The organism is Streptomyces sp. NPDC041108, assembly GCF_055592645.1.
This window is the reverse complement of record NZ_JBVIYK010000004.1, coordinates 188,315-212,829: the sequence shown is the minus strand read 5'-3', so window position 1 is coordinate 212,829 and position 24,515 is coordinate 188,315. Positions and strand designations below refer to the sequence as shown.

The 24,515-nt window shown below is 72.0% G+C and carries 19 protein-coding genes and 1 pseudogene; 13 read left to right on the top strand and 7 right to left on the bottom strand.

Going from position 1 to position 24,515, the window contains the following annotated elements:
- Positions 1-3 precede the first annotated feature (3 nt).
- From ACZ6BB_RS14105 to ACZ6BB_RS14090, 4 genes and pseudogenes are all read right to left on the bottom strand, one after another.
- Positions 4-1,083, bottom strand: a complete 1,080-nt coding sequence (locus ACZ6BB_RS14105; protein ID WP_471615479.1) for an FMN-binding protein — start codon at positions 1,081-1,083, stop codon at positions 4-6.
- Positions 1,084-1,287: 204 nt separating this feature from the next.
- Positions 1,288-2,625 carry a ferredoxin reductase family protein gene (locus ACZ6BB_RS14100; protein WP_471615732.1) on the bottom strand — a complete coding sequence of 446 codons (1,338 nt, stop codon included), beginning with the start codon at positions 2,623-2,625 and terminating at the stop codon, positions 1,288-1,290.
- A 180-nt stretch (positions 2,626-2,805) separates the two neighbouring features.
- Positions 2,806-3,393, bottom strand: a complete 588-nt coding sequence (locus tag ACZ6BB_RS14095; RefSeq protein WP_471615478.1) for a pyridoxamine 5'-phosphate oxidase family protein — start codon at positions 3,391-3,393, stop codon at positions 2,806-2,808.
- Positions 3,394-4,049: 656 nt separating this feature from the next.
- Positions 4,050-4,877 (bottom strand): annotated as a pseudogene (locus ACZ6BB_RS14090) (hypothetical protein); the annotation flags it as partial.
- Between the two features lie 206 nt (positions 4,878-5,083).
- Between ACZ6BB_RS14090 and argH the strand changes: the two are divergent.
- The 4 genes from argH (at position 5,084) to ACZ6BB_RS14070 (ending at position 9,776) form a co-directional block, all read left to right on the top strand.
- Complete coding sequence (gene argH, locus ACZ6BB_RS14085; RefSeq protein ID WP_471615477.1) at positions 5,084-6,514, top strand: argininosuccinate lyase; 1,431 nt, start codon at positions 5,084-5,086, stop codon at positions 6,512-6,514.
- 123 nt (positions 6,515-6,637) lie between these two features.
- The gene (locus ACZ6BB_RS14080; protein WP_471615476.1) at positions 6,638-7,609 is read left to right on the top strand and encodes an aldo/keto reductase; all 972 of its coding nucleotides are present in this window, start codon (positions 6,638-6,640) and stop codon (positions 7,607-7,609) included.
- 80 nt (positions 7,610-7,689) lie between these two features.
- Positions 7,690-8,256 (top strand): TetR/AcrR family transcriptional regulator, encoded by a 567-nt coding sequence (locus ACZ6BB_RS14075; RefSeq protein WP_471615475.1) that lies wholly within the window; start codon positions 7,690-7,692, stop codon positions 8,254-8,256.
- Positions 8,253-9,776 (top strand): MFS transporter, encoded by a 1,524-nt coding sequence (locus tag ACZ6BB_RS14070; RefSeq protein WP_471615474.1) that lies wholly within the window; start codon positions 8,253-8,255, stop codon positions 9,774-9,776. Before ACZ6BB_RS14075 ends, ACZ6BB_RS14070 begins: the two co-directional genes overlap by 4 nt.
- Before the next feature lie 270 nt (positions 9,777-10,046).
- Here ACZ6BB_RS14070 and ACZ6BB_RS14065 read toward each other — a convergent pair whose 3' ends face one another.
- A complete protein-coding gene (locus ACZ6BB_RS14065; protein WP_037725637.1) occupies positions 10,047-10,721 on the bottom strand; it encodes a lysophospholipid acyltransferase family protein in 675 nt (224 codons plus the stop codon).
- Positions 10,722-11,052: 331 nt separating this feature from the next.
- On the opposite strand from ACZ6BB_RS14065, the gene ACZ6BB_RS14060 reads away from it, so the two are divergent.
- From ACZ6BB_RS14060 to ACZ6BB_RS14050, 3 genes are all read left to right on the top strand, one after another.
- Complete coding sequence (locus ACZ6BB_RS14060; RefSeq protein ID WP_471615473.1) at positions 11,053-12,243, top strand: glycerophosphodiester phosphodiesterase; 1,191 nt, start codon at positions 11,053-11,055, stop codon at positions 12,241-12,243.
- 108 nt (positions 12,244-12,351) lie between these two features.
- Positions 12,352-12,858 carry an RNA polymerase sigma factor gene (locus ACZ6BB_RS14055; protein WP_471615472.1) on the top strand — a complete coding sequence of 169 codons (507 nt, stop codon included), beginning with the start codon at positions 12,352-12,354 and terminating at the stop codon, positions 12,856-12,858.
- A 45-nt stretch (positions 12,859-12,903) separates the two neighbouring features.
- Positions 12,904-13,401: a GNAT family N-acetyltransferase gene (locus tag ACZ6BB_RS14050; RefSeq protein WP_471615471.1), complete on the top strand. Its 498-nt coding sequence runs from the start codon at positions 12,904-12,906 to the stop codon at positions 13,399-13,401.
- Between the two features lie 66 nt (positions 13,402-13,467).
- Here the strand turns inward: ACZ6BB_RS14050 and ACZ6BB_RS14045 are convergent, their stop codons facing one another.
- Positions 13,468-13,905, bottom strand: a complete 438-nt coding sequence (locus ACZ6BB_RS14045; protein ID WP_471615470.1) for a hypothetical protein — start codon at positions 13,903-13,905, stop codon at positions 13,468-13,470.
- A 1-nt stretch (position 13,906) separates the two neighbouring features.
- On the bottom strand, positions 13,907-14,266 hold the full coding sequence (locus ACZ6BB_RS14040; protein WP_318807939.1) for a hypothetical protein: 360 nt from the start codon (positions 14,264-14,266) through the stop codon (positions 13,907-13,909).
- Between the two features lie 419 nt (positions 14,267-14,685).
- Here ACZ6BB_RS14040 and ACZ6BB_RS14035 point away from each other — a divergent pair, with 419 nt between their 5' ends.
- From ACZ6BB_RS14035 to cobT, 6 genes are all read left to right on the top strand, one after another.
- A complete protein-coding gene (locus tag ACZ6BB_RS14035; RefSeq protein ID WP_471615469.1) occupies positions 14,686-15,720 on the top strand; it encodes a methionine ABC transporter ATP-binding protein in 1,035 nt (344 codons plus the stop codon).
- Positions 15,717-16,448, top strand: coding sequence for a methionine ABC transporter permease (locus ACZ6BB_RS14030; RefSeq protein ID WP_471615468.1), 732 nt, complete (start codon positions 15,717-15,719; stop codon positions 16,446-16,448). The genes ACZ6BB_RS14035 and ACZ6BB_RS14030 overlap by 4 nt, the downstream gene beginning before the upstream one ends.
- Positions 16,449-16,525: 77 nt before the next feature.
- Positions 16,526-17,356: a MetQ/NlpA family ABC transporter substrate-binding protein gene (locus ACZ6BB_RS14025; protein WP_471615467.1), complete on the top strand. Its 831-nt coding sequence runs from the start codon at positions 16,526-16,528 to the stop codon at positions 17,354-17,356.
- Positions 17,357-17,560: 204 nt separating this feature from the next.
- A complete protein-coding gene (locus ACZ6BB_RS14020; protein WP_471615466.1) occupies positions 17,561-18,199 on the top strand; it encodes a GNAT family N-acetyltransferase in 639 nt (212 codons plus the stop codon).
- Positions 18,200-18,326: 127 nt separating this feature from the next.
- Complete coding sequence (cbiE, locus tag ACZ6BB_RS14015; RefSeq protein WP_471615465.1) at positions 18,327-19,538, top strand: precorrin-6y C5,15-methyltransferase (decarboxylating) subunit CbiE; 1,212 nt, start codon at positions 18,327-18,329, stop codon at positions 19,536-19,538.
- Positions 19,539-19,885: 347 nt separating this feature from the next.
- A complete protein-coding gene (cobT, locus tag ACZ6BB_RS14010) occupies positions 19,886-24,415 on the top strand; it encodes a nicotinate-nucleotide--dimethylbenzimidazole phosphoribosyltransferase (protein WP_471615464.1) in 4,530 nt (1,509 codons plus the stop codon).
- Positions 24,416-24,515: the final 100 nt, after the last annotated feature.

The following is a 24,515-nucleotide window of genomic DNA, read 5'->3' as shown; positions in this document are numbered from 1 at the left end:
GGGTCAGCCTGCCTGGTCCAGGGCGGACTGGAGGGACTGCTTGTAGCCACCGCTGGTGTATGTGGCGCCCGAGACAGCATCGATGTCAGCGCTCCCTGCCGAGACGGCGTTCTTGTTGAGCTGGGGGATGGCGGTACCGCTGATCTGGGTGGAACGGCCGCCGGTGGGCTGCTGCAGCGCCTCGGCGTTCGTGATCCTGCCGTCGGTGACCGTGATCCGGACCTGGACCGGCCCGTAGTCCGTCTTGACGGCGGAGCCCGTGAGCACCTGTGTGCCCGTCGCCTGCCCGGCCCCGGACCCCTCGGCGTCGCCGCCCGCGTCCTGCGCGTCGCCGCCCGCCTCGACCTCGGTGCCCGAGCCCTGCGCCTTGCCGGCCTGGTCCAGGGCGGACTGGAGGGATTCCTTGTAGCCGGCGCTGGTGTAGGTGGCGCCGGAGACGGCGTCGATGTCGGCGCTGCCCGCCGCCACGGCCGCCTGGTTCAGCTTCGGCACCGAGTCGCCGGTGATCTGGGTGGAACGGCCGCCGCTCGGCGCCTGTACGGCCTCGGCCTTGGTGATCTTGCCGCCGCTGACCGTGATCCGGACCTGGACCGGCCCGTAGTCCGTCTTGACGGTGGTCCCCGTGAGCACCTGGGCGCCCGAGTCCTGCGCCTTGCCGGCCTGGTCCAGGGCGGACTGGAGGGATTCCTTGTAGCCGGCGCTGGTGTAGGTGGCGCCGGACACCGCGTCGATGTCGGCGCTGCTCGCCGTCACCGCCGCCTGGTTCAGCTTGGGGATGGCGTCGCCGCTGATCTGGGTGGAGCGGCCGCCGCTGGGCTGCTGCACGGCCTCGGCCTTGGTGATCCGGCCGCCGTCGACGGTGATCCGGACCTGGACGGGGCCGTACTCGGTGTCGACGGCGGAACCCGTCAGGGTCTGCGCGCCCGCCGCCACCCCGCCCTGTGCCGAAGGGACGCCCCCGGCCGCCCCGGCCTGTACCGATCCGGCGTCCGAGGCCGGCTTCAGCGACAGCAGCAGCACGATGCCGGACACGGTGGCGGCGGTGGCGAGCAGGGTCCGCCGGATGGGGTGGCTCTTCTTCATCGCTCCTTCAGCTCCTGAGGTGTGAAGTCTCGCGGGGGAGACCCGTGGGGCGAACCCGTGGGGAAACCCATGGCCAGAAAGTCGGGGTGGGCAGGTCCTGGTGACCTGCCGCTGGGACGGTCCCCGGACCTACGGCTGGAACGGTCCGGGGCGGACGGCTGGGACGGCCGGGCGGGCGGGACCCACGCCCGGCCATCCCCTCGCTCACATCTCGAACGACTCGTGGTGGATACGGCGGGTCGGGACGCCCGCACCGCGCAGCGCCTCGTAGACGCCCTGCGCGAAGCCGGGCGGCCCGCACAGGAAGACGTCGTGGGTCTCGATGTCCGGGATCTTGCGGCGCAGGGAGTCCGGCGAGATGTCCGGGCGTTCGCCCTCCGGGCTGTTCACCGCGTACATCAGCCGCGCCCCGCGCTCCTCGGCGATCTGCGCCAGCTCGTCCCACAGGGCGAGGTCCTGGGTGGTGTTGGCCCGGTAGAGCAGGGTCAGGTCACCGGCCGCGCCGGGCAGCGTCTCGAACAGGGCCCGCATCGGGGTGATGCCCACACCGCCGGCCACCAGCAGCACCTTGCCCCGGCTGCGCTTGCCGGCGGTGAGCGCCCCGTACGGGCCCTCCGCCCACACCCGGACGCCGGGCTCCAGGTCGCGCAGGGCCGAGCTGTGGTCGCCGATCGCCTTGACCGTGATGCGTAGCATGTTGGGACGAGGGGCCGCCGACAGCGAGTACGGGTGCGAGCTGAAGCGCATGCCCGGGGCGAGGAAGCGCCAGCGGAAGAACTGTCCGGCCTCCGCGCCCATCCGGTGCAGCTTGCGCCCGCTCATCAGCACCGAGACGATGCCGGGCGACTCCTCGATGACCGCCTCGACCCGCAGCCGGTGCTTCATGTTCAGCTTGATCGGGCTGATGATCCGGTACCAGACCACCAGGGCGGTCACCGATCCGTACAGCGCGTACCAGCCGGTCTTCGCGGCGGGGGTGGCGGCGAACTCGTTGCCGGTGGTGATCTGGTGCCAGAACGTCAGGAACGTGGCCGCGTACGTCAGCAGGTGCGTGTGGTACCAGACGTCGTACGGGATCCGCTTGCGCACCGGGCCGATCGAGATGAGCCCGATGAACACCAGCAGACCGGTGCCGATGGCGGCCTTGCCCATGTCCGGCAGCTGGTTGATCGAGTCGATCGTCTGCTGGAGGATCGCGGTGTGGGTGAGGCCGGCCTGGAGGGCGTACCCGTACATCGTGAGGACGACGTGCGCGACGACCAGGCAGAGCGTGTAGCGGCCGGTCATCGCGTGCCAGCGGGCCACCCGGTCGGAGCCGACCCGCCGTTCCAGCGCGGGCACCCGGGCCATCTGGAGCACCACCAGGGCCATCAGGTATCCGGCGAGCAGACCCGTGATCCGCCCGGCGTTGACCATCTTGCTGCCCTGGTCCGCGATGGACGCGGTGTTGTCCCACCACAGCCACACCACCGCGGCCGCGCCCGCCCAGAAGGCGATCAGCAGCGGGACGGCGGGAGAACGACGAGGTCGGATGCGGCGCATCGTCTGGCGGCGCGCGGCGCGACCTCCGGCGATCGTGGACACGGTTCCTCCGTGGTGGGCTGGACCCTTGGCCCTCACGTACGTGCAGGGAGTGCCGTGTGTTCAACCGTGTGGACAACTCGCCGCGCCGGAGGACCGGTGGCGCGGGGACGGCCGCGCCGCCCGCGCGCCGCCCGCGCGTCAGCCGCCGGAGGGCGGCAGTGGCAGCGGCAGCCCGGGAAGACCGTCCAGGCTGGTCGCGATGTGCTCCTTGGAGCCGAAGTAGGCGCTGAGCGAGTCGTCGTCCTCGCGGGCGAAGCGCCTGCCGTGCAGGTCGCGGTCGTCCTCGTACGCCATGAACGGCACGGCGTAGCCGCAGCTGTCGCGGATGCGCTCGGCGCGGACCACGATGACGGCGCGCAGACCGTGCGGGGCGGGGTCGATGTCGGGGAAGCGGGCGAGGAGCCCGGCGAAGCGCGGATCGTCGCGGAAGACGGCCTCACCCGTGCCGTGCACCCGCACGATGGTGGGCGGGCCCTGGAAGGCACACCACATGAGGGTGATCCGGCCGTTCTCGCGCAGGTGGGCGATCGTCTCCGCGTTGGAGCCCGCGAAGTCCAGGTAGGCGACGGTGAGTTCGTCGAGGACCACGAACGAACCCCGCAGACCCTTGGGGGAGAGGTTGACCGTGCCGTCGGCCGACAGGGGCGCCGAGGCGGTGAAGAAGAGGGGCTGGGCCTCGATGAAGGTACGGAGGCGGCCGTCGATGCGCTCGTAAGTCTTTCCCATGTCTAACGATTATTGACGGAAAAACTTCGCCTGTCTAAGGAATTCTTCGAGGGGCCGGGCACGGAGCCGGGTGTGCGGATCGGGTGCGGGAACGCGAATTCCGGGTGGGTCCCCTTGCGGGGATCCACCCGGAACCGGGTCTTCCGTGGCCGCCCCGGTCGGCGCGCGGGGCGGCCACGGCCCCTGTCGCCCCGATCAGGAGCGCAGGAGGTCACTCCGGCCGAGCCGGAGGACTACTGGTTGAGCTGGCAGGGGGCGAGCTTCTCCAGGCCCTCGGGCTTGGCGGCGGCGCGGCCGATGGCGGTCTCGATGCGGTTCAGCGCGGCGACGCGCTTGTCCTCCAGCGGGCCGAGGATGGCGTTGTCGACGAAGTTCGCGCCGCCCTGGCCGACGGTGTCGATCAGGCGCTGGTTGGCTTCCTGGATCTGGGTGTCGAGGAGGGCGAGGTTGCGGTCGACCTCGGCCTGGGCGGAGGCGGGGATCGCCGGGAGGCTGCCCTCGACGGCCGGGCAGGAGATGGTGCCCGCGGCACCCGCGTTGTCCTCGGCACCGGCGTCGCCGGCGTCGCCGGCCTCGGCGGCGTCCTCACCCGCACCGGCCTCGGCTCCGGCCTCCTCGCCCGCGCCCGCTTCCTCGCCGGCGCCCGCGGCGCCGCCCTGGTCGAGCTGGCAGGGGGCGAGCTTCTCCAGGCCCTCGGGCTTGGCGGCGGCGCGGCCGATGGCGGTCTCGATGCGGTTCAGCGTCGCGACGCGCTTGTCCTCCAGCGGGCCGAGGATGGCGTTGTCGACGAAGTTCGCGCCGCCCTGGCCGACGGTGTCGATCAGGCGCTGGTTGGCTTCCTGGATCTGGGTGTCGAGGAGGGCGAGGTTGCGGTCGACCTCGGCCTGGGCGGAGGCGGGGATCGCCGGGAGGCTGCCCTCGACGGCCGGGCAGGAGATGGTGCCCGCGGCACCCGCGTTGTCCTCGGCACCGGCCTCGCCCGCTCCGGCCCCGGCGTCCGCACCCGCTCCGGCGCCCGCCTGGTCGCCGGCGCCCGCGGCGTCGCCCTGGTCGAGCTGGCAGGGGGCGAGCTTCTCCAGGCCCTCGGGCTTGGCGGCGGCGCGGCCGATGGCGGTCTCGATGCGGTTCAGCGCGGCGACGCGCTTGTCCTCCAGCGGGCCGAGGATGGCGTTCTGGACGAAGTTCGCGCCGCCCTGGCCGACCGTGTCGACGAGGCGCTTGTTGGCTTCCTGGATCTGGGTCTGCAGCTGGGCGAGGTTGCTGTCGACCTCGGCCTGGGCGGAGGCGGGGATCGCCGGAAGGCTGCCCTCGACCGCCGGGCACGAGATGGTGCCGGGGGACGCGGCGGCGTCCTGCCCGTCGTTGTTGGCACCCTCACCGGCGAGAGCGGAACCCGCGATGACCGCTCCGGAGAGCACGACCGCGGCGGCGCCGCCGATGATCCCTACGCGACGCTTGTTGTACTTCGGAAGAGCCCTGGACATGCGGATGCCTCACTCGGGTCGGGTGTGGTCGGTGTGAACTAACGCGGCGCCTGCGTTCGGTGAGAGTTACGAGCAAGCGGTTTCATTTGTTCAAAGCTTTCTCCGCATCTCCCAAAGTTCTCTCGGATTGACGATTCATGCAGAGTTCTGCATACTCATGCATGACAGCGAACAGCGCAGTACGCGGAGATCTAGGAGCAACGCGAGTGAGCAGCAACAGCGGTGACGTACGGCTCTGGGGCGCCCGTTTCGCCGACGGTCCCGCGGAGGCCCTGGCGAAGCTGTCCGCGTCGGTCCACTTCGACTGGCGTCTGGCCCCGTACGACATCGCGGGCTCCCGCGCCCACGCGCGCGTGCTGCACAAGGCCGGCCTGCTCACCGAGGACGAGCTGACCCGGATGATCGCCGGCCTGGACCGGCTCGAAGCGGACGTGGCGTCGGGCGAGTTCCTCGGCACCGTCGCCGACGAGGACGTGCACACCGCCCTGGAGCGCGGCCTCCTGGAGCGTCTGGGCCCCGACCTGGGCGGCAAGCTGCGCGCCGGCCGGTCCCGCAACGACCAGGTCGCGACCCTCTTCCGGATGTACCTGCGCGACCACGCCCGTACGGTCGGCGGTCTGATCGCCGAGCTGCAGGAGGCGCTGATCGGTCTGGCGGAGGCCCACCCGGACGTGGCGATGCCCGGCCGTACGCACCTCCAGCACGCCCAGCCGGTCCTGTTCGCCCACCACGTCCTCGCCCATGTCCAGTCCCTCTCGCGGGACGCGGAGCGGCTGCGCCAGTGGGACGAGCGCACGGCCGTCTCCCCGTACGGATCGGGCGCCCTCGCGGGCAGCAGCCTCGGACTGGACCCGGAGGCGGTTGCCAGGGACCTGGGCTTCGAGCACGGCAGCTCCGCGAACTCCATCGACGGCACGGCCTCCCGTGACTTCGTCGCCGAGTTCGCCTTCATCACCGCGATGATCGGCGTGAACCTCTCCCGGATCGCCGAGGAGGTCATCATCTGGAACACGAAGGAGTTCTCCTTCGTGACCCTCCACGACGCCTTCTCGACGGGCTCGTCGATCATGCCGCAGAAGAAGAACCCGGACATCGCGGAGCTGGCCCGGGGCAAGTCCGGCCGCCTGATCGGCAACCTCACGGGCCTGATGGCGACGCTGAAGGCCCTGCCGCTGGCCTACAACCGCGACCTCCAGGAGGACAAGGAGCCGGTCTTCGACTCCATCGACCAGCTGGAGATCCTGCTCCCCGCCTTCACCGGCATGATGGCCACGCTCACCGTCCACCGCGAGCGCATGGAGGAACTGGCCCCGGCCGGCTTCTCCCTCGCGACCGACGTCGCCGAGTGGCTCGTCAAGCAGGGCGTCCCCTTCCGTGTCGCCCACGAGGTCGCCGGTGAGTGCGTCAAGGTCGCCGAGTCCGAGGACAAGGAGCTGAACGATCTGACGGACGACCAGTTCGCCAAGATCTCCGCCCATCTGACCCCCGAGGTCCGCACGGTCCTCAACGTCCCCGGCGCCCTCGCCTCCCGCAACGGCCGCGGCGGCACGGCCCCGAGCGCGGTGGCGGTCCAGCTGGCCGACATCAAGCGGGACGTCGCGGCCCAGCACGCCTGGGCGACCGCGAAGAAGGGCTGAACGCGAACGCGCCCCGAAAGGGGCGCGGGGACCCCTCCACCCTCGCCCCCGCCCCACGACGAAGGTCATCACGGGTTACGTTGGCTCAGGAACCGCAAGGAGCCGACCCGAACGGAGCCCGCGATGCCCTTCGCCCGACTGGCCGCCGCGACCACCCCGACCTGCCACATCGGCTTCGGGCTGGCCGCGGTCGCCCGCCCCGGCTACATCACCCTCGGCCGTGACACCGACCTCGGACAGACCCGCACCGTCGAAGCCCTCCGCGCCCGCACCCACGAACTCCTCGACGCCGCCTATGCCCAGGGCGTCCGCTACTTCGACGCGGCCCGCTCGTACGGCCGCTCGGAGGAGTTCCTCGCCGACTGGCTGACGGCCCGCCCCGGCCTCGACGACATCGTCGTCGGCAGCAAGTGGGGCTACACCTACACCGCCGACTGGACCACCGACGCCGAGAAGCACGAGGTCAAGGACCACAGCCTCGGGACGTACGAGCGACAGCGCGCCGAGAGCGCCGAACTCCTCGGCGACCGCCTGGACCTCTACCAGATCCACTCGGTGACCCCGGACAGCCCGGCCCTCACCGACAAGGAACTCCACGCCCGGCTGGCGGAGGCCGCCGCCCAGGGTGTCACCATCGGCTTCTCCACCAGCGGCCCGGCCCAGGCGGAGGCCATCCGTACCGCCCTCACGGTCACCGTGGACGGCGAACCCCTGTTCCGTACCGTCCAGTCGACGTACAACGCGCTGGAGACCTCCGCCGCGCCCGCGCTCGCCGAGGCGTACGACGCCGGGCTCACCGTGATCGTCAAGGAGGGCATGGCGAACGGCAGGCTGGCCGGCCCGCACGCCCCGGACGCGCTCCGGGCCGTCGCCGAACAGACGGGTCTCGGCTGCGACGCGGTCGCCCTCGCGGTGGTCCTGCGGCAGCCGTGGGCCGGTGTCGTCCTCTCCGGCGCCGCCACCACCAACCAGCTCGCCTCCAATCTGCACGCGGCGGTCGTCGACCTCGACGACGAGCAGCTGGCCGGGCTCGCCGGTCTGGCCGAGGACCCGCGGACCTACTGGGGCAAGCGCGGACAGCTGCCCTGGCACTGACTGCGTCCCCTTGAGCACGGCCATGAGACACCCATGCCCACGATGAGACAAGAATGTCTCATATGGTTTATCGTTGTCTCATGGCCGTCGATCGTGAACACGTGCTGCGCAGCGCAGCCGCCCTGCTGACCCGCAAGTCCACCGCGACGATGGACGAGGTCGCGAAGGCCGCCGGGATCAGCCGGGCCACGCTGCACCGCCTCTTCGCGGGGCGCGACGCGCTCGTACGGGCGCTGGAGGCGCTCGGCATCGCGGAGTGCGAGGCCGCGCTGGACGCGGCCCGCCCCACCGAGGGCCCCGCACGCGAGGCCGTACGACGGCTCGTGCGGGAGATCGAACCGGCCGCGGGGCTCCTCGCCTTCCTCTACACCGAGGCACAGCTGTTCGAGGGGGAGGCGCAGCACGAGGGCTGGTCCCGGATCGACGACCGCATCGCGGCCCTCTTCGCGCGCGGCCAGGCGGCGGGCGAGTTCCGTATCGACCTCACCCCGGCCTGGCTCACCGAGGCGCTCTACGGCCTGCTGGCCTCCGGCGCCTGGGCGGTCGCGGACGGCCGTGTGGCCGCCAAGGACTTCACCTACATGACCACCGAGCTGCTGCTCGGCGGCGCTCTGCGGCATCCCGGACAACCGAGAGAGGAATCATGACCAGCACCCTGCGGCCGGCCGGCGCGACGGAGACGGAGAAGAGGCCGGGCCGCTGGCTCGCGCTCTCCGTCCTCGTGCTCGCCGTGCTGCTGGTGGCCGTCGACGCGACCGTCCTCGGTCTCGCGACCCCCTACATCAGCGAGGATCTGCAGCCGTCGGGCAACCAGCTCCTGTGGATCGGTGACGTCTACTCCTTCGTCATCGCGGGCCTGCTCGTGTCGGCCGGCAGCCTCGGCGACCGCATCGGCCGCAAGAAGCTGCTGCTCGTCGGGGCCACGGCGTTCGGCGCGATATCCGTGCTCAACGCCTATGCGACGTCGCCCGAGACGATGATCGTCGCGCGGGCCCTGCTCGGTGTCGCGGGCGCCACCCTGATGCCCGCCACCCTCGCCCTGATCCGCAACCTCTTCCACGACCCGCGCGAACGCAGCCTCGCCATCGGCATCTGGGGCGCCACGGCCTCCGCGGGCACGGCGGTCGGCCCGGTCGTCGGCGGGTTCCTGCTGGAGCACTTCTGGTGGGGTTCGGTCTTCCTGATCAACCTGCCGGTGATGGCCGTGCTCGTCCTCGTCGGCATCAAGCTGCTCCCCGAGTCCCGCCATCCGAGCGCGGGCCCCTGGGACATGCTCAGCGTCGGCCTGTCGCTGGTCGGCATGATCGGTGTCGTGTACGCGGTGAAGGAGACCGCCTCCCACGGCCCGGGCGGCAACGCGATCGCCGCGGGCCTGTTCGGCCTCGCCGGACTGTTCTTCTTCGTACGCCGTCAGCTGACCCTGCCGCACCCGCTGCTGGACATGCGCCTGTTCCGCAACCGGGGCTTCTCCGGCGCGGTCCTCGCCGACCTGCTGACCATTCTCGGCCTGTCCGGCCTGGTCTTCTTCCTCTCGCAGTTCCTGCAACTCGTGCAGGGGCGGGGACCGCTGGAGGCGGGACTCGCCGAACTGCCGGCGGCCGTCGGCGCGGTCGCCGCGGGCCTGATCGCCGGAGCCGCCGCCCGCCGCTTCTCGGTCCGTTCCGTGGTCGCGGGCGGTCTGGGAGCCATCGGCGTGGCCCTCGCCCTGCTCACCCTGGTCGACCGCTCCACCGGCTACCCCCTGATCGGTGCCGCGCTGCTGATCGTCGGCGTCGGCGCGGGTCTCTCCTTCACCGTCACCGCCGACGTCATCCTCTCCAGCGTCCCCAAGGAACAGGCGGGCGCGGCCTCGGCCGTCTCGGAGACGGCGTACGAGCTGGGCGCCGCCCTCGGTATCGCGGTCCTGGGTTCGATCGTGACGGGCGTCTACCGCGACTTCACGGCCCCGGCGGGCACCCCGGCCGAGGCCCACGAGTCCCTGGGCGGAGCGGTGGAGGCGGCGGCGAGCATGCCGCCGAACACGGCGCAGCACATGCTCACATCGGCTCAGGAAGCCTTCGTGGACGGCCTGACCATCGCCGCGGGCGCGGGCGCGACAGTCCTCCTGGCGACAGCGGCAACGGCTTGGCTCCTCCTACGCACCCAACACCTGCCCACGACCCCCTGACCCCCAAGGCCCCACGCGAACACCGACGCCCCCCTGAGAGCCCCACCCCGCCCCAGCAAACAATCCGGTCCCAGGGGGCGCAGGGGCACCCGACAACGAACGGGTCCCCTCTCAGGGGCGCGGGGAACGGCGCGAGATCCCCCCACGGTCCGGCACCCGACAACGAACGGGTCCCCTCTCAGGGGCGCGGGGAACGGCGCGAGAACCCCCACCATCCCGCACCCGACAACGAACCGAGCCCCCACGCACCCACCCGCCCAACCAGCGGAGCTACGCCGCTTCCTTGGCCTTCGACGCGTACATGTCCACGTACTCCTGCCCCGACAACCGCATCACCTCAGCCATCACCGAGTCGGTCACCGCCCGCAGCACATACCGGTCCCGGTCCATCCCCTCGTACCGGGAGAACTCCATCGCCTCACCGAACCGCACCGTCACCCGGTGCGGCCGGGGCAGCCCCGCGCCGCCGGGCTGGATCTTGTCCGTCCCGATCATCGCGAAGGGGACGACCGGCGCCCCGGTCATCAGCGTCAGCCGGGCGATGCCCGTACGCCCCCGGTACAGACGGCCGTCGGGCGACCGCGTCCCCTCGGGGTAGATGCCGAACATCCTGCCCTCGTCCAGCACCCGCCGTCCGGTCATCAGCGCCGCGACACCGCCCCGGCCGCCGTCGCGGTCGACGGGGATCATGCCGACGCCGGTGAAGAACCAGGCCATCAGCCGGCCCTTGATCCCCTTGCCGGTGACGTACTCGTCCTTGCCGATGAACACGACCTGCCGGTCGCAGACCAGCGGCAGGATCATCGAGTCGATGAAGGTCAGGTGGTTGCCGGCGAGGATCACCGGACCGTCTCCCGGAATGTGCTCGGCGCCCTCCACCCGGGGGCGGAACATCAGGCGCATGATCGGTCCGAGCACTGCCTTGATGAGCACGAAGCGGGACAACGGGCCCTCCCATGTCAAGCGTTCCGGTACAAGTCTGTGCAGGTGAGGACGATACTCCCGGCTCAGGGGCCGGCGCACACCGGGTTCACCGAGTGGATACCAAGTGTTGACGCTGTTTTACCTGCGGTGACGCCCAGGTGGCGGCGTGTCACGGGTCCGAAACATGTGACGGACATCGCGCCACCGAACGGACGACCCGTCATATTGCGCCTCTCGTGCGACACGAGGCGTCTTCCGCGTGTTCGGTCCCAGGTCTCCCGACGGTCACCTCCGGACACCTACGATCGTCCCGCTTTGACAGGTGCAGGGCATCACGGTGGAGGAGCCGGTCATGGGGACGCAGGAGTCGCGGCAGTCGCAGGACTCGAACGAGCAGGGACGCGGAGCGGGCCGACGGGCACTGCTCGGCGCCGCGATGCTCGGCGCGGGCGGAGCGGTCCTCGGACTGCCGGCCACGGCCACGGCCGGCGAGGCCGCGTCGGGCGCGAAATCGGGCGGCGGGTACCGCAGACTGCCCGTGCCGACGATCATCGGGCACCGCGGCGCCAGCGGCTACCGCCCGGAACACACGCTCGGCTCGTACCAGCTCGCCCTCGACCTGGGCGCGCACGTCATCGAGCAGGACCTCGTGCCCACCAAGGACGGCCACCTCGTGTGCCGTCACGAGAACGACATCACCGCCACGACCGACGTGGCGACGCACTCCGAGTTCGCCGGCCGGAAGACGACGAAGGTCGTCGACGGTGTCACCTACACCGGCTGGTTCACGGAGGACTTCACTCTCGCCGAGCTGAAGACCCTGCGCGCCAAGGAGCGCATCCCGGGCAACCGCCAGGAGAACACCCTCTACGACGGCCGCTGGGAGATCCCCACCTTCGAGGAGGTGCTGCGCTGGGCCGAGAAGGAGGGCAGGAAGCGGGGGGAGCGGGTCTGGCTGCACGTGGAGACCAAGCACCCCACCTACTTCCGCAAGCTGGGCCTCGGCCTGGAGGAGCCGCTCGCCAAGCTGCTGCGCACGTACGACCGGCACAAGAAGAACTCGCCGGTCTTCCTGCAGTCGTTCGAACCGAGCAGCATCCAGCGCCTGAACGGCCTGGTGGACAGCCCCCTCGTCGTCCTGCTCTCCGGCGCCGCCACCCGGCCCTGGGACTTCGTCGAGGCCGGTGACCCGCGCACCGTCGCCGACCTGGTCAAGCCGGCCGGGCTCGCCTGGATCGCCTCCTTCGCCAACGGCATCGGCCCGACGCTCGACCTGGTCATCCCGCGCGACTCGGGCGGCAACCTGACGACCCCCACGACCCTCGTGGCGGACGCGCACGCCGAGGGCCTGATCCTGCACCCGTACACCATGCGCAACGAGAACACCTTCCTGCCCGCGAACTTCCGCAGGGGCACGGACGCCAACGCCTACGGTGACGCCTTCGGCGCGTTCAAGGTGTACTTCGACACCGGCATCGACGGCATCTTCACCGACAACCCCGACACCGGCCTGCTGGCCCACGCGGACTTCGTCGGCGACTGAGCCGACCGGGGGAACTCCGGCCGTCAACACATGAGCCCCCGGCCCCGATTGGGGTGACTCCCGTCCGCCCCGGCAACCCCCTGCCGGGGTGGTGGCGTCCCGGGGCATATGACACACGACATGCTGACCATCCTCCGCCCCCTGCTGGTCGCGGAGGCGTCGGCCGAGGCCCCCGCCGCCGGCACCGAGGCGGGGGACCTGGAACAGGCGGTCTGGCTGCGCCTGCTGGAACGGCTCGACGCCGACGGCCCGCCCGCCGACCCGGAGGGCTGGCTGCGCAGCGCCGTCCGCTTCGAGGCGCGCCTGAGCCGCCGAACGGCCCGGCGCGAACTGCCCTACACCGCCGAGCCCGCCGACGAGCACGCGCCCGGCCCCGAACAGCAGGCCCTGACCGCCGCCCGCCGCCGCGCGCTGTACGCGGCCGTACGCCGGCTCCCCGGGCGCTGCCCCCGGCTGCTCGCGGCCCTGCTGTCCCCGAGCGACCCCACCTATCGCGAGATCGCGGGGGAGTTGGGTATCTCACAGGGCAGCCTGGGTCCGGAACGTTCCAGATGTCTGGGATGTCTTCGACGATTGCTGTCCGCGGAGGTTGCGGCACGCGAACCACGGGGATAGGAGTGAAGGACATCGGGTGAGCAGGTGAGCGGGAGGCGTGCACACATGGGCATGAGCGTGACCATCTCGGTGGCGACCGAGCAGGACGCCGAGCAGATCTTCAGGCTGCAGTACCTGTGCTTCCAGGGCGAGGCGGCCCTGTACGGCAACTACCGCATCGACCCGCTCGTCCAGAGCCTCGACTCCGTCCGCGAGGAGGTCGCCTCGGACTGTGTGTTCGTGGCCAGGCTGGGTGACGAAGTGGTCGGCTCCGTGCGCGGCGCTCTCGACGCCGACGGCACCGCGGCCATCGGCAAGCTCTGCGTCCACCCGCGCCTCCAGGGCCACGGCATCGGCGCGCGGCTCCTGCGCGCCGCCGAGTCGGCCCTCGCAGGGGAGCGCGGCGCCACCAGGTTCCGCCTCAGCGCGGGCCACCGCAGCGAGGGCAACCTGCGGCTGTACCGCCGGGTCGGCTACGAGACCGTGGGCACCAGCCAGGGCCGCGACGGGGTGCCGATGGTGGTGCTGGAGAAGCCGGCGGAGGCGTACGCGACGACAGCGTGACAGGGGCCTCGGAAGGGAGCGGGACGGCGCGCAGGCCGCGACGAGTCCTCGGCCGCCCGACGAACCTCAGGCGGCCGCCTCCCGGCGCGCACCCTTGCGCAGCCAGTACATCGCGGTGACCGGAAGGATCACGGGGATGAACAGGTAACCGATCCCGTAGTCCGACCACACCGTCCTGTCCGGGAACGCCGACGGCTCCACCAGCGTCCACGTGCCCACGATCAGCACGCCCGCCAGCTCCACCGCGCAGCACACCCGCGCCGCCTTCCGGGCGAACTCGCCGCCCCGCACCAGCGAGTACGTGATGAACCCGTAGACGACACCGGCCACCGCGGACAGTGTGTACGCGAGCGGCGCGTGCTCGAACTCGGTGGAGATCTGCACGGCGGACCGCGACACGGCCCCGACGACCATCACGCCGTACAGCCAGACCAGCAGCATCCCCGGTCCGCTGATCAGCCGCGCCCGCTTGGTGTCCTGCGGCACCTCGTTCGTCGCGCTCACGTCAGCCTCCCCAGATGTCGTAGAGCCGCACCTGAAGCACGGCGAGCACCACACCGCCGGCCGCGACGGTCACGCTGCCCCAGCGGGTGCGCTCCGCCAGTGACATGAACCCGGTGACCGGGACGCAGGCGAACGCTCCGAGCAGATAGGAGACGAAGATCGTGGTCCCCTGCTCCGGCTTCTCCCCGCGCGCCAACTGCACGATCCCGACGACCAGTTGCACAAGAGCCAGCACCGACACCACGGCCATGCCGATGAAGTGCCAGTCCTTGGTCGGCTGATCGCGATACGCGGCCCAGCCGCACCAGGCGGCGAGCAGAAGCGCGGCGACGGCGGTCGTCACCGTCAGGGGAACAAACATGCCGCGACCCTATTACGGCGCAAAACCCCGCCGCGCCCGGCCCCGCCCCGGGAAACCCGCAGGCCGCGCATCGTGGCCTTGGCCACAACCACGGATGACCACAGGGTGGATGCCCCCGCACTCCACCTGCAGATATGTATCGCAAGGTCGTCCGTATCGCGGACAGCCCGCTCTCAACTGCCGCATACATCTGTTTTACTGATCTCATGACCACGACGAGCTGCCGCACCCTTGCGACCGAGGCGACGATGACGCCCGGTGCTCGTTGTATGTGTCGAATGTGCGCCTGCTAGAGGACCCCGCTCCCGGCACGTCCGTACGCGCTGAACGCCGTACGTGACCCCTGTGCCCGCGCACGACTTCCCTCCCGTACCCGGGCACACCCATGCCCCGCGTACTCGACAGTGATGGAAACCCCAGTGATCACGACATCAGGCCTGACCAAGGTCTACCGCTCGCGCGGCCGTGAGGTCACCGCCCTCGACGGCGTCGATCTCCACGTCCGCGAGGGCGAGGTGTACGGCGTCGTCGGCCAGTCCGGCGCCGGCAAGTCCTCCCTCATCCGCTGCGTCAACCTGCTGGAGCGCCCCACCGCCGGCACCGTCACGGTCGCCGGCCAGGACCTCACCGCCCTCGCCGGGCGCGGCCCCCGCGCCGGCAAGGAGCTGCGGCAGGCGCGCAGCCGTATCGGCATGGTCTTCCAGCACTTCAACCTGCTGTCCACCCGGACGGTCCAGGACAACGTCGAGCTGCCCCTGGAGATCCTCGGCCGCTCCGGCAAGGAGCGCTCCCGCAAGGCCCTCGAACTCCTCGACCTCGTCGGGCTCGCCGACCGGGCGAAGTCCTACCCCGCCCAGCTCTCCGGTGGTCAGAAGCAGCGCGTCGGCATCGCCCGCGCCCTCGCCGGCGACCCCAAGGTGCTCCTGTCCGACGAGGCCACCAGCGCCCTCGACCCGGAGACCACCCGCTCGATCCTGACGCTGCTGCGCGACCTGAACCGCGAGCTGGGCCTGACCGTCCTGCTGATCACCCACGAGATGGACGTCGTGAAGTCGATCTGCGACTCGGCCGCGCTGATGGAGAACGGGCGCATCGTCGAGTCCGGCACCGTGAGCGAACTGCTCGCGACCCCCGGTTCCGAGCTCGCCCCCGCCCTCTTCCCGGTGACCGGCGACGCCACCGACGAGGACCGCACCGTCGTCGACGTCACCTTCCAGGGCGAGGCGGCCACCCAGCCCGTCGTCTCACGGCTGTCGCGCACCTACAACATCGACATCTCGATCCTCGGTGCCGCCATCGACACCGTCGGCGGCCTCCAGGTCGGCCGGATGCGCATCGAACTGCCCGGCCGCTACGAGGACAACGTGGTGCCGATCGGCTTCCTGCGCGAACAGGGCCTCCAGATCGACGTCGTGGGCCAGGAGCCCGTCCTGGTGAAGGAAGGTGCCAAGTGACCTGGTCCGAGATGCGGCCCCTGCTGGAGCAGGCGTGTGGGGACACCCTCTACATGGTCGGCTGGGCCACGCTCATCGCGGTCGTCGGCGGCCTTCCCCTCGGCATCCTGCTCGTCCTCACGGACCGGGACGGGCTGCTGCGCAACGTCGTCGCCAACAAGGTCATCGGTCAGGTCGTGAACGTCGCCCGCTCGATGCCCTTCATCATCCTGATGGTCGCGCTGATGGGCTTCACCCGCTGGGTCACCGGTTCGACCATCGGCCGCGAGGCGGCCGTCGTGCCGCTCGCCATCGGGGCGATCCCGTTCTTCGCGCGCCTGGTCGAGACGGCCGTCCGCGAAGTGGACCACGGGCTCGTGGAGGCGGTGCAGGCCATGGGCGGCAACACCTGGACCGTCGTCCGCAGGGTCCTCGTTCCGGAGTCCCTGCCCTCGCTGATCTCCTCGGCCACCACGACCGTCGTCGCCCTCATCGGCTACTCCGCCATGGCCGGCACCGTCGGTGCGGGCGGCCTCGGCGACATCGCCATCCGGTACGGCTACCAGCGCTTCGAGACCGAGCTGATGTGGATCACCGTGGTGGTCCTCGCGGTCGTCATCTCCGTCATCCAGTTCGCCGGCGACTACGCGGCCCGGGCCCTGCACCGGCGCGGCGGCCCCTCCGGCACCGCACCCCGGCTCCGGCTGCTGAAGTCCAGGGCCGCCACCGCGGACATCACCAAGTCCTAGCCCGCACTCCGGGCACCCGCAGACGTCCCGTCCCACCCAAGACGGGATGGCTCCACCCAAAAGGAAAGGCACTTTTCGTGCGTAACACCGCCAAGTTCACCACCGCCGTACTCGCCGGGGCCCTCACCCTCGGGCTCACCGCCTGCGGCGCGGACAAGGCCGACAGCGCGTCCGACACGAGCGGTCCCCTCGTCGTCGCGGCCAGCCCCACCCCGCACGCCGACATCCTCAACTTCGTGAAGGACGAGCTGGCGAAGGACGCGGGGCTGGAGCTGGAGGTCAAGGAGTTCAGCGACTACGTCCTGCAGAACCCGGCCACGGAGGACGGGTCCGTCGACGCCAACTACTTCCAGAACCAGCCGTACCTCGACGACTACAACAAGAAGAACGGCACCCACATCGTGCCCGTCGTCACCGTGCACCTGGAGCCCCTCGGCCTCTACTCGAACAAGCTCAAGAGCAAGGACGACCTCAAGAGCGGCGCGACCGTCGCCGTCCCGAACGACACGGTCAACGAGGCGCGCGCCCTCAAGCTCCTCGACTCCGCCGGGATCATCACGCTCAAGGACGGGGCCGGCACCGACGCGACCCCCGCCGACATCACCGCGAACCCGAGGAAGCTGAAGTTCAAGGAGCTGGAGGCGGCCCAGACCCCGCGCTCCCTGGACGACGTCGACGCCGCGGTGATCAACGGCAACTACGCCCTCGAAGCCGACCTCTCGCCCGCCGACGACGCCCTCGCCGTCGAGCCCGCCGAGGACAACCCGAACGGCAACTTCCTCGCCGTCGAGCAGGGCCACGAGGACGACCCGCGCGTGAAGAAGCTCGCCAAGCTCCTCACCTCCGACGAGGTGCGGAAGTTCATCGAGGACAGGTGGAGCAACGGCTCCGTCATCCCGTCCTTCTGACTCGGGTCCCTCCGAGTCGGGTCCCTCCGACCCGCTTCCTTCCCGCTCCGGTCCTTCCGTGCCGACGGCACGTATACGGCGTATCGCCACGCATGGGGTCCGCTCCCGCACGGGGGAGGGCCCCTGGTGCGCTTCGGTGCTTTCATGCTGCATGCTGGGCAGTTCGGCAGGCTCTCAAAGTTTTCGAAGTTTACGGAGCGGCGCATGATGAGCACCTTTCCCGACATCTCCATCAACACGGATCGGTTGGTTCTGCGCCCGTTCGACGAGGACGACATCCAGGCCTTCACCGAGATGATGAACGACGAGCAGGTGATGGCCTGGACCGATGTCCCCCAGCCCTTCACCGAACGCGAGGCGCGTTCCTGGATCACCGGGTACGCGCCCACCGAACGCACGTCGGGACGCGGCCTCGACCTCGCGGTCACCGAGTTCCTCACCCAGCGCCTGGTCGGCGTCATCCAGCTGACCAAGACCGACTGGCACGTACGAGCGACGGAACTGTCGTACGTCGTCGCCCCCTGGGCGCGCGGCGAGGGCTATGCCTCCGAGGCGGCCCTCGCCACCGCCCAATGGCTGTTCCGTGAGCAGAAGTTCGAACGCATCGAGCTGCGCACGGCCGCCGACAACACCGCCTCCCAGCAGGTCGCGCAGAAGATCGGCTGTATCAGCGAGGGAGTGCTGCGCAACGCCTGTATAGCGCGCACCCGCACCGCCGAGGACGGCTGGACCGAGGTCCGCACGGACTTCATCGTCTGGAGCCTCCTCCCGGAGGACATCGAGGGTGTCAGCGAGGAACTGGCCGACAGCGGCGGTTACGGGGCCTACTCGGACTGGAACTGAACCACCCACGGTCATGCGGGGGGCCGCGAACCCGGCCGCCGGGCCCCACCGCGCCACCGGGTAGTCTCAACGGACCCCGTGCGGGCATTCCCGACGACCTGCGAAGACCCTCTGGAGACTGACGAAGATGGCCGACCGGGTCACGGTGATCGGCTGGGACGGCTCCCCCCTGACCGCCGCGGCACGCTCCGCCCTCGCCGCCGCCACGCTGGTGGCCGGCGCGGCCCACCATCTCGCCCTGCCCGAGGTGCCCCCGCGCGCCGAACGCATCCGCCTCGGCAGCGTCGCCCTCGCCGCCCGCCGCATCGCCGGCCACCGGGGCACCGCCGTCGTCCTCGCCGACGGAGACCCGGGCTACTTCGGTGTCGTCCGCACCCTCCGGTCCCCCGAGTTCGGCCTGGAGGTCGAGGTCGTCCCCGGCGTCTCCTCGGTCGCCGCCGCCTTCGCCCGCGCGGGCATGCCCTGGGACGACGCGGAGGTCGTCGTCGCCCACCGCCGTACGCTGCGCCGCGCGGTGAACGTCTGCCGAGCCCACACCAAGGTCGCCGTCCTGACCTCACCGGGCGCCGGACCCGCCGAACTCGGCCTGCTCCTCGACGGAGTCCACCGCACCTTCGTGGTCTGCGAGGAACTCGGCACGGAACGCGAGCGGGTCACCGTCCTCTCCTCCGACAAGGCCGTCGACCGCACCTGGCGCGACCCCAACCTCGTCATCGTCATCGGCGGTCACGCGGGCGCGGCCGAGGGCGGCGGCTGGCTCGCCGGGCGCGACCCCGCCGCCGGACCGCGCGGCTGGGCCCTGCCCTCCGCCGTCTACGGCGGCGCCCTGGGCGAGGGCGAGGCCGAACTGCTGCGCTCCTCCCAACTCGCCTGCCTGGGTCCCCGCGTGGGCGACCTCGTGTGGGACATCGGCTCCGGCAGCGGTGCGTTCGCCACCGAGGCCGCCCGCTGCGGCGCCGCCGTGATCGCCGTCGACCACGACCCCGAGGCCTGCGGCCGGACGACCCTCGCCGCCCGCCGCTTCGGCGTGCAGCTCCAGGTGGTGCACGGCGCCGCCCCGCACGTCCTGGAGAACCTGCCCGAACCCGATGTCGTACGCGTCGGCGGCGGGGGAGCCAGGGTGGTCGCGGCCGTCGCCGACCGCCGCCCGCGGCGCATCGTCACCCACGCCCTGACCCGGCCCGCTGCCGAGCGCGTCGGACGGGACCTGACCGAGCACGGGTACGAGGTCCGCTGCGACTTCGTCCAGTCCGTGGAACTCGACACCAGGGCCTGGACGGAACGGGAGCGGAGCGTCGCGTTCCTGCTCAGCGGGACCTTGCCCGAACGTTCCGTGTGATCCGGTTGTCGTACCGGCGCGGTAGGCTGGCCGACTGTTGTACCGCACTTCGACATCCGGCACTTCGTCGGTCAATGTCCTAAAAGCACGCCCGTTTTGAGGGCGTGTGTGGTACGGCGAAACGGGGAGGACGCGCAACGTGGCGCAGTCCACAGCGGACCGTCGCGGATCAAGCTGTCGCGACGGGGGGACGACCGGGACAATGGCCCTTCGATGGCTTTGTCGACATGCAGCCGGGTCGTCACGTGCCGCTGGGCACGCACGCTCGTTCTCCACAGTGGGGCGGTAGGTGCGCCGTTCCCGGGCCAGCTGGCATGGAGGCACTAACCGATGGGCGAGGGGTACGCATGACCGACACCGGCCAGGTCCCGGGCGAGGGACTGCCGGAGAGCGCAGGCATGGTGGAGCAGCCGGGCGTCCCTGCGCCGGGTGCGTACACCTACCTCTCCGAGACCGCCGCCGAGGACGAAGACCTCCTGCTGCCGGGCGCCCAGGGCGCGTGGGGCAACGAGATGCCGCCGCCCGCCCCCGAGCCCGTCGTCCAGGTCGTCCACGAGCCCCCCGTCCATGAGCCGGGCCCGCACGAGATGTCCGGCCGCGACAGCGGCTCGCACGACCTGAGCGCCGTCCGTACTCCCGTCGCGACTCCCGTCCCGCAGCCGCCGGTGGCCCGCCGCCCGCTGCACCTCGGCCCGCCGACCCCCGACGCCTCCGCCAGCCCGGTCCGCTCCCTCGCCGATCGCGGTCCGGCGGGCGCCCCCGTCCCGCCGAGCGCCGTACGCCACCCCGGCCCGCCCGCCGCCGGCCCGGAGTACCTCGACGTGCCCCAGCAGCCCGTGTCGCAGTGGGTCGGCGCCCCTGCGCAGGCCGCCCCGGGGGTGGCTCCCGGGGGAGCGGCCGCAGAAACGGTCGTGCCGCAGGAGGCACAGCTTTCCGTGACCGTGGCGGAGACGACGCCGACCGAGGAGACGCCGCAGGCCGCGGACGCTGCCGACGAGCTTCAGGACGCCGAGGCTCTCCACCAGGCCCAGGACGCCGCGTACGCCCTGGCGCAGGAGGCCGCGGCCGCCCAGTTCCGGAACCCGGAAGTCGTGGGGACGCCGGTCGCCGCGCAGTTCCAGGCCCCGGAGACGGCCGAGCCGCAGGCGGACGCACCGCAGCCGGACGCCCCGGAGGCCGTGGCGGCTCCGGTCGCCGCCGAGGAGCAGGTGCAGGAGACGGTCGAGGCACCGGTCGCCGAGCAGGCAGCCGTGGTCGCTGAGGCGGCCGAGCCCCAGACACACCCCGCAGAGGCCGAGGAAGCGCCGGTCGCCGTCGAGGCACAGGCGCAGGAGACGGCCGAGGTGCCGGTCGCCGAGCAGACCGGGGTTCCCGGGGCGGCCGAGCCGCAGACGCACGCCCCGGAGACCGGGGAAGCGCCGGTCGCCGTCGAGACACAGATGTCGGAGACGGCCGAAGCGCGGACCGCAGGGCAGGAAGAGGCCCCCGAGGCCGCCGAAGAGCCCTCCGTGCCCGAGACCGCGTCCGGCGTCGAGGCCCAGCAGGCAGTGGCCCGGCAGGCCCCCGAGCCCGTGGAGACGACCCCCGAGGTGCAGGAACCCGCGGCGCGGGTCTCCGAGGAGGCCGCGCCCGTCGATCCGGCCGAGCATCTGCCGGAGGCGGCGGTCTTCCCCCCGGCCGCCGAGGACCCCGAGCCGGTCCCGGCCCAGAGCATCGCCCAGCCCCAGGACGCCCTCCAGGTTCCTCAGGAGCCCGAGGCGGAGGCCCAAGAGGCCCAAGAGGCCCAAGAGGCCCAGGACGCCCCCGAGCCCGCCGACGCGTCCGCTCCGGCCGCGCCCGACGAGGCGGAGGCGCTGCCGCAGGCCTACCCCGCCCTGTCCGAGCAGGCCGACGCGCCTGTCGCGGAGGACGCCGGACAGCCCGCCGCTCCCGAGCAGCAGGCGCAGCCCGACGAGGCCGAGGGGACCGACGAGCAGGCGACCCCCGCCGCACCGGAGCAGGAGAGCACCCCCACCCCCGCGCAGGAGCCTCAGCAGGCGGCGCCGACCCCGGTCGCCGAGCAACCCCGGCCCGCGGAGGCCGAGGCGGACCAGGCCCTGACGCCGGAAACCCCGGCGGAGGCCGCGCCCGCGGTGGAGGCCGTGGAATCCCAGCCGCTGGAGCCCGCGCAGCCGGAAGCCGAGGCCGTCGCGCAGGACCCGCAGGCCACGGAGCCGGTCGACCCCGGCGCGGACGAGGAAGCGGACGAGGAAGAGGAGCAGGTCGGGAACGAGGACGGGGACCGGGCCGCGGCCGAGCAAGCCGCGGCCGAGCAGACCGCCACCTCCGACAACGCTGCTCAGCAGCCGGAGGCCGTACCGTCGCCCGACCCCGCCGAAGCCGTCGTCGAGCCCGAGGGCACCGAGGTGAACACGGCCGGCGAGCCGCCCGCCGACGCGGAGCCCCAGGAGCAGTCCGGGCCCACCGACGAGACGATCGCCGAAGCACCGGCCGACCCGGCAGCCGACCCGTCGACCCTGGACCCCGAGAGCGCCGACCCCGAGAGCGCCACGCCCGCGACCGTGGACGCCGCGACCGCCGAGCCCTCCCCGGCCGAGGCACCGAGCCCCGTGGCCACCGGGATCGCCGCCCCCCAGGGCGCGGTGGTCCGGCCCCCGGCCGAGCCCGCCGCGGACGAACCGCTCGCCGGAACGCCCCAGGAGCCCGCACCCGAGACCGGTGCCGTCCGTCCGCCGGAACCGTTCGTGCCCATCCTCGGCTCCCTGCCGGCCGCCGCCCCGCACACGGCCCCGACCCCGCGCCACGCGGTGACGGTTCCGCCGTCGGCACCCGCCGCCACCGAGTTCCCGCCGGCCGACGGGCAGACGGAAGCGCCGGCCGGGCCCGCCGTCCCCGCCCCTCGGGACTCCGAGGCCGAGACGATCGTCGTACCGCAGCCGCACGCGGCGACCGATGCGGAACCCGGCCTCGTCCAGAACGCCGAGGACCTGGCCACCCGGGCCGCCGACCAGGAGGACGGCGAAGCGGCGCCGGAAGCCGAAGCAGTGGAAGCAGCATCCGACGAGAGCACGGCCCCGGTGGACGAGACGCCCGAAGACGTTCCGGCGCAGGACGTACAGGAGGACGAGGCACGGCAGCCCGCGGGCCCGGCCGCGCCGCCCTACGACGACGCCGAACGCGAGGCCGTCCTCAGGGTCATGCGCGAGCGCCGCGACATCCGCAACGGCTTCCGCAGCGACCCGATCCCGCACGACGTCCTGCTCCGTGTCCTGGAGGCCGCCCACACGGCGCCCTCCGTCGGCCACTCGCAGCCCTGGGACTTCGTCGTCATCCGGTCCGCCGAGACGCGCCGCACGATGCACGAACTCGCCCAGCGCCAGCGCGAGGCGTACGCGAAGTCGCTGCCGAAGGGCCGGGCGAAGCAGTTCAAGGAACTGAAGATCGAGGCGATCCTCGACACTCCGGTGAACATCGTCGTCACCGCCGATCCGACCCGGGGCGGCCGGCACACCCTCGGCCGCCACACCCAGCCGCAGATGGCCCCGTACTCCTCCGCACTCGCGGTCGAGAACCTGTGGCTCGCGGCCCGCGCCGAGGGGCTCGGCGTCGGCTGGGTCAGCTTCTTCGACGAGCGCGAGATGGTCCGCACCCTCGGCCTGCCGGAGCACCTGGAGGTCGTGGCGTACCTGTGCGTCGGCTACGTCGACGAGTTCCCGGCGGAGCCCGAGCTGATGCAGGCGGGCTGGGCCAAGCGCCGCCCGCTCTCCTGGGTCGTCCACGAGGAGACGTACGGCCGCCGCGCCCTGCCCGGTGCCGAGCCGCACGACCTGCTGGCCGAGACCGTCGCCGGTATCCGCCCGCTGGACGCCAAGGCGCTCGGCGAGGCGTGGGAGCGCCAGAAGCGCATGACCAAGCCGGCGGGCGCGCTCGGCATGCTGGAGATCATCTCCGCCCAGCTGTCCGGTCTGTCCCGGCAGTGCCCGCCGCCCATCCCGGAGCCCGCGGCCGTCGCGATCTTCGCGGGCGACCACGGTGTCCACGCCCAGGGCGTCACCCCCTGGCCCCAGGAGGTGACGGCCCAGATGGTCGCCAACTTCCTCGGCGGGGGAGCGGTCTGCAACGCCTTCGCCGCCCAGGTGGGTGCCGAGGTGTGCGTCGTGGACGTGGGCGTGGCGAGCGACCTCCCGGCCACGCCGGGGCTGCTGCCGCGCAAGATCCGTGCCGGTACCTCCGACATGACCACCGGCCCCGCGATGACCCGCGAGGAGGCCAAGCAGGCCATCGAGGTGGGCATCGAGACCGCCCGCGACCTGGTCGCGGCCGGCAACAAGGCGCTGCTCACGGGCGAGATGGGCATCGCCAACACCACGGCGTCCGCCGCCCTGATCGCCGTCTTCACCGGCGCGGACCCCGCCGAGGTCACGGGCCGGGGCACCGGTATCAACGACGAGACCCTCGCCCGCAAGACCGAGGTCGTCCGACGGGCCATCGAGCTGCACCGGCCCGACCCCGCCGACCCCATCGGTGTCCTCGCGGCCATCGGTGGCTTCGAGCACGCCGCCATCGTCGGACTGCTCCTCGGCGGCGCCTCCCTGCGTACGCCGGTGATCCTCGACGGCGTCAGTGCCGGCGCCGCCGCGCTGGTGGCCCGAGCCATCGCCCCCGAGGTCCTCGCCGCCTGCATCGCCGGCCACCGCAGTGCCGAGCCGGGCCATGTGGCCGCCCTGCAGAAGCTGGGCCTGCGCCCCCTGGTCGACCTCGATCTCCGTCTCGGCGAGGGCACCGGCGCCCTCCTCGCCCTCCCGGTCGTCCAGAGCGCGGCCAGGGCGATGCACGAGGTGGCGACGTTCGACTCGGCGGGGGTGACCGAGAAGTAGGGGAGCGGGCGCCGGGTGCGCCACGGACCCCGGAGGGCGCTCGCGCCCACCGGCCCCGCACCCGGCGAGGCCGCTCGGCCCACGCACCTGCTGAGCCGCA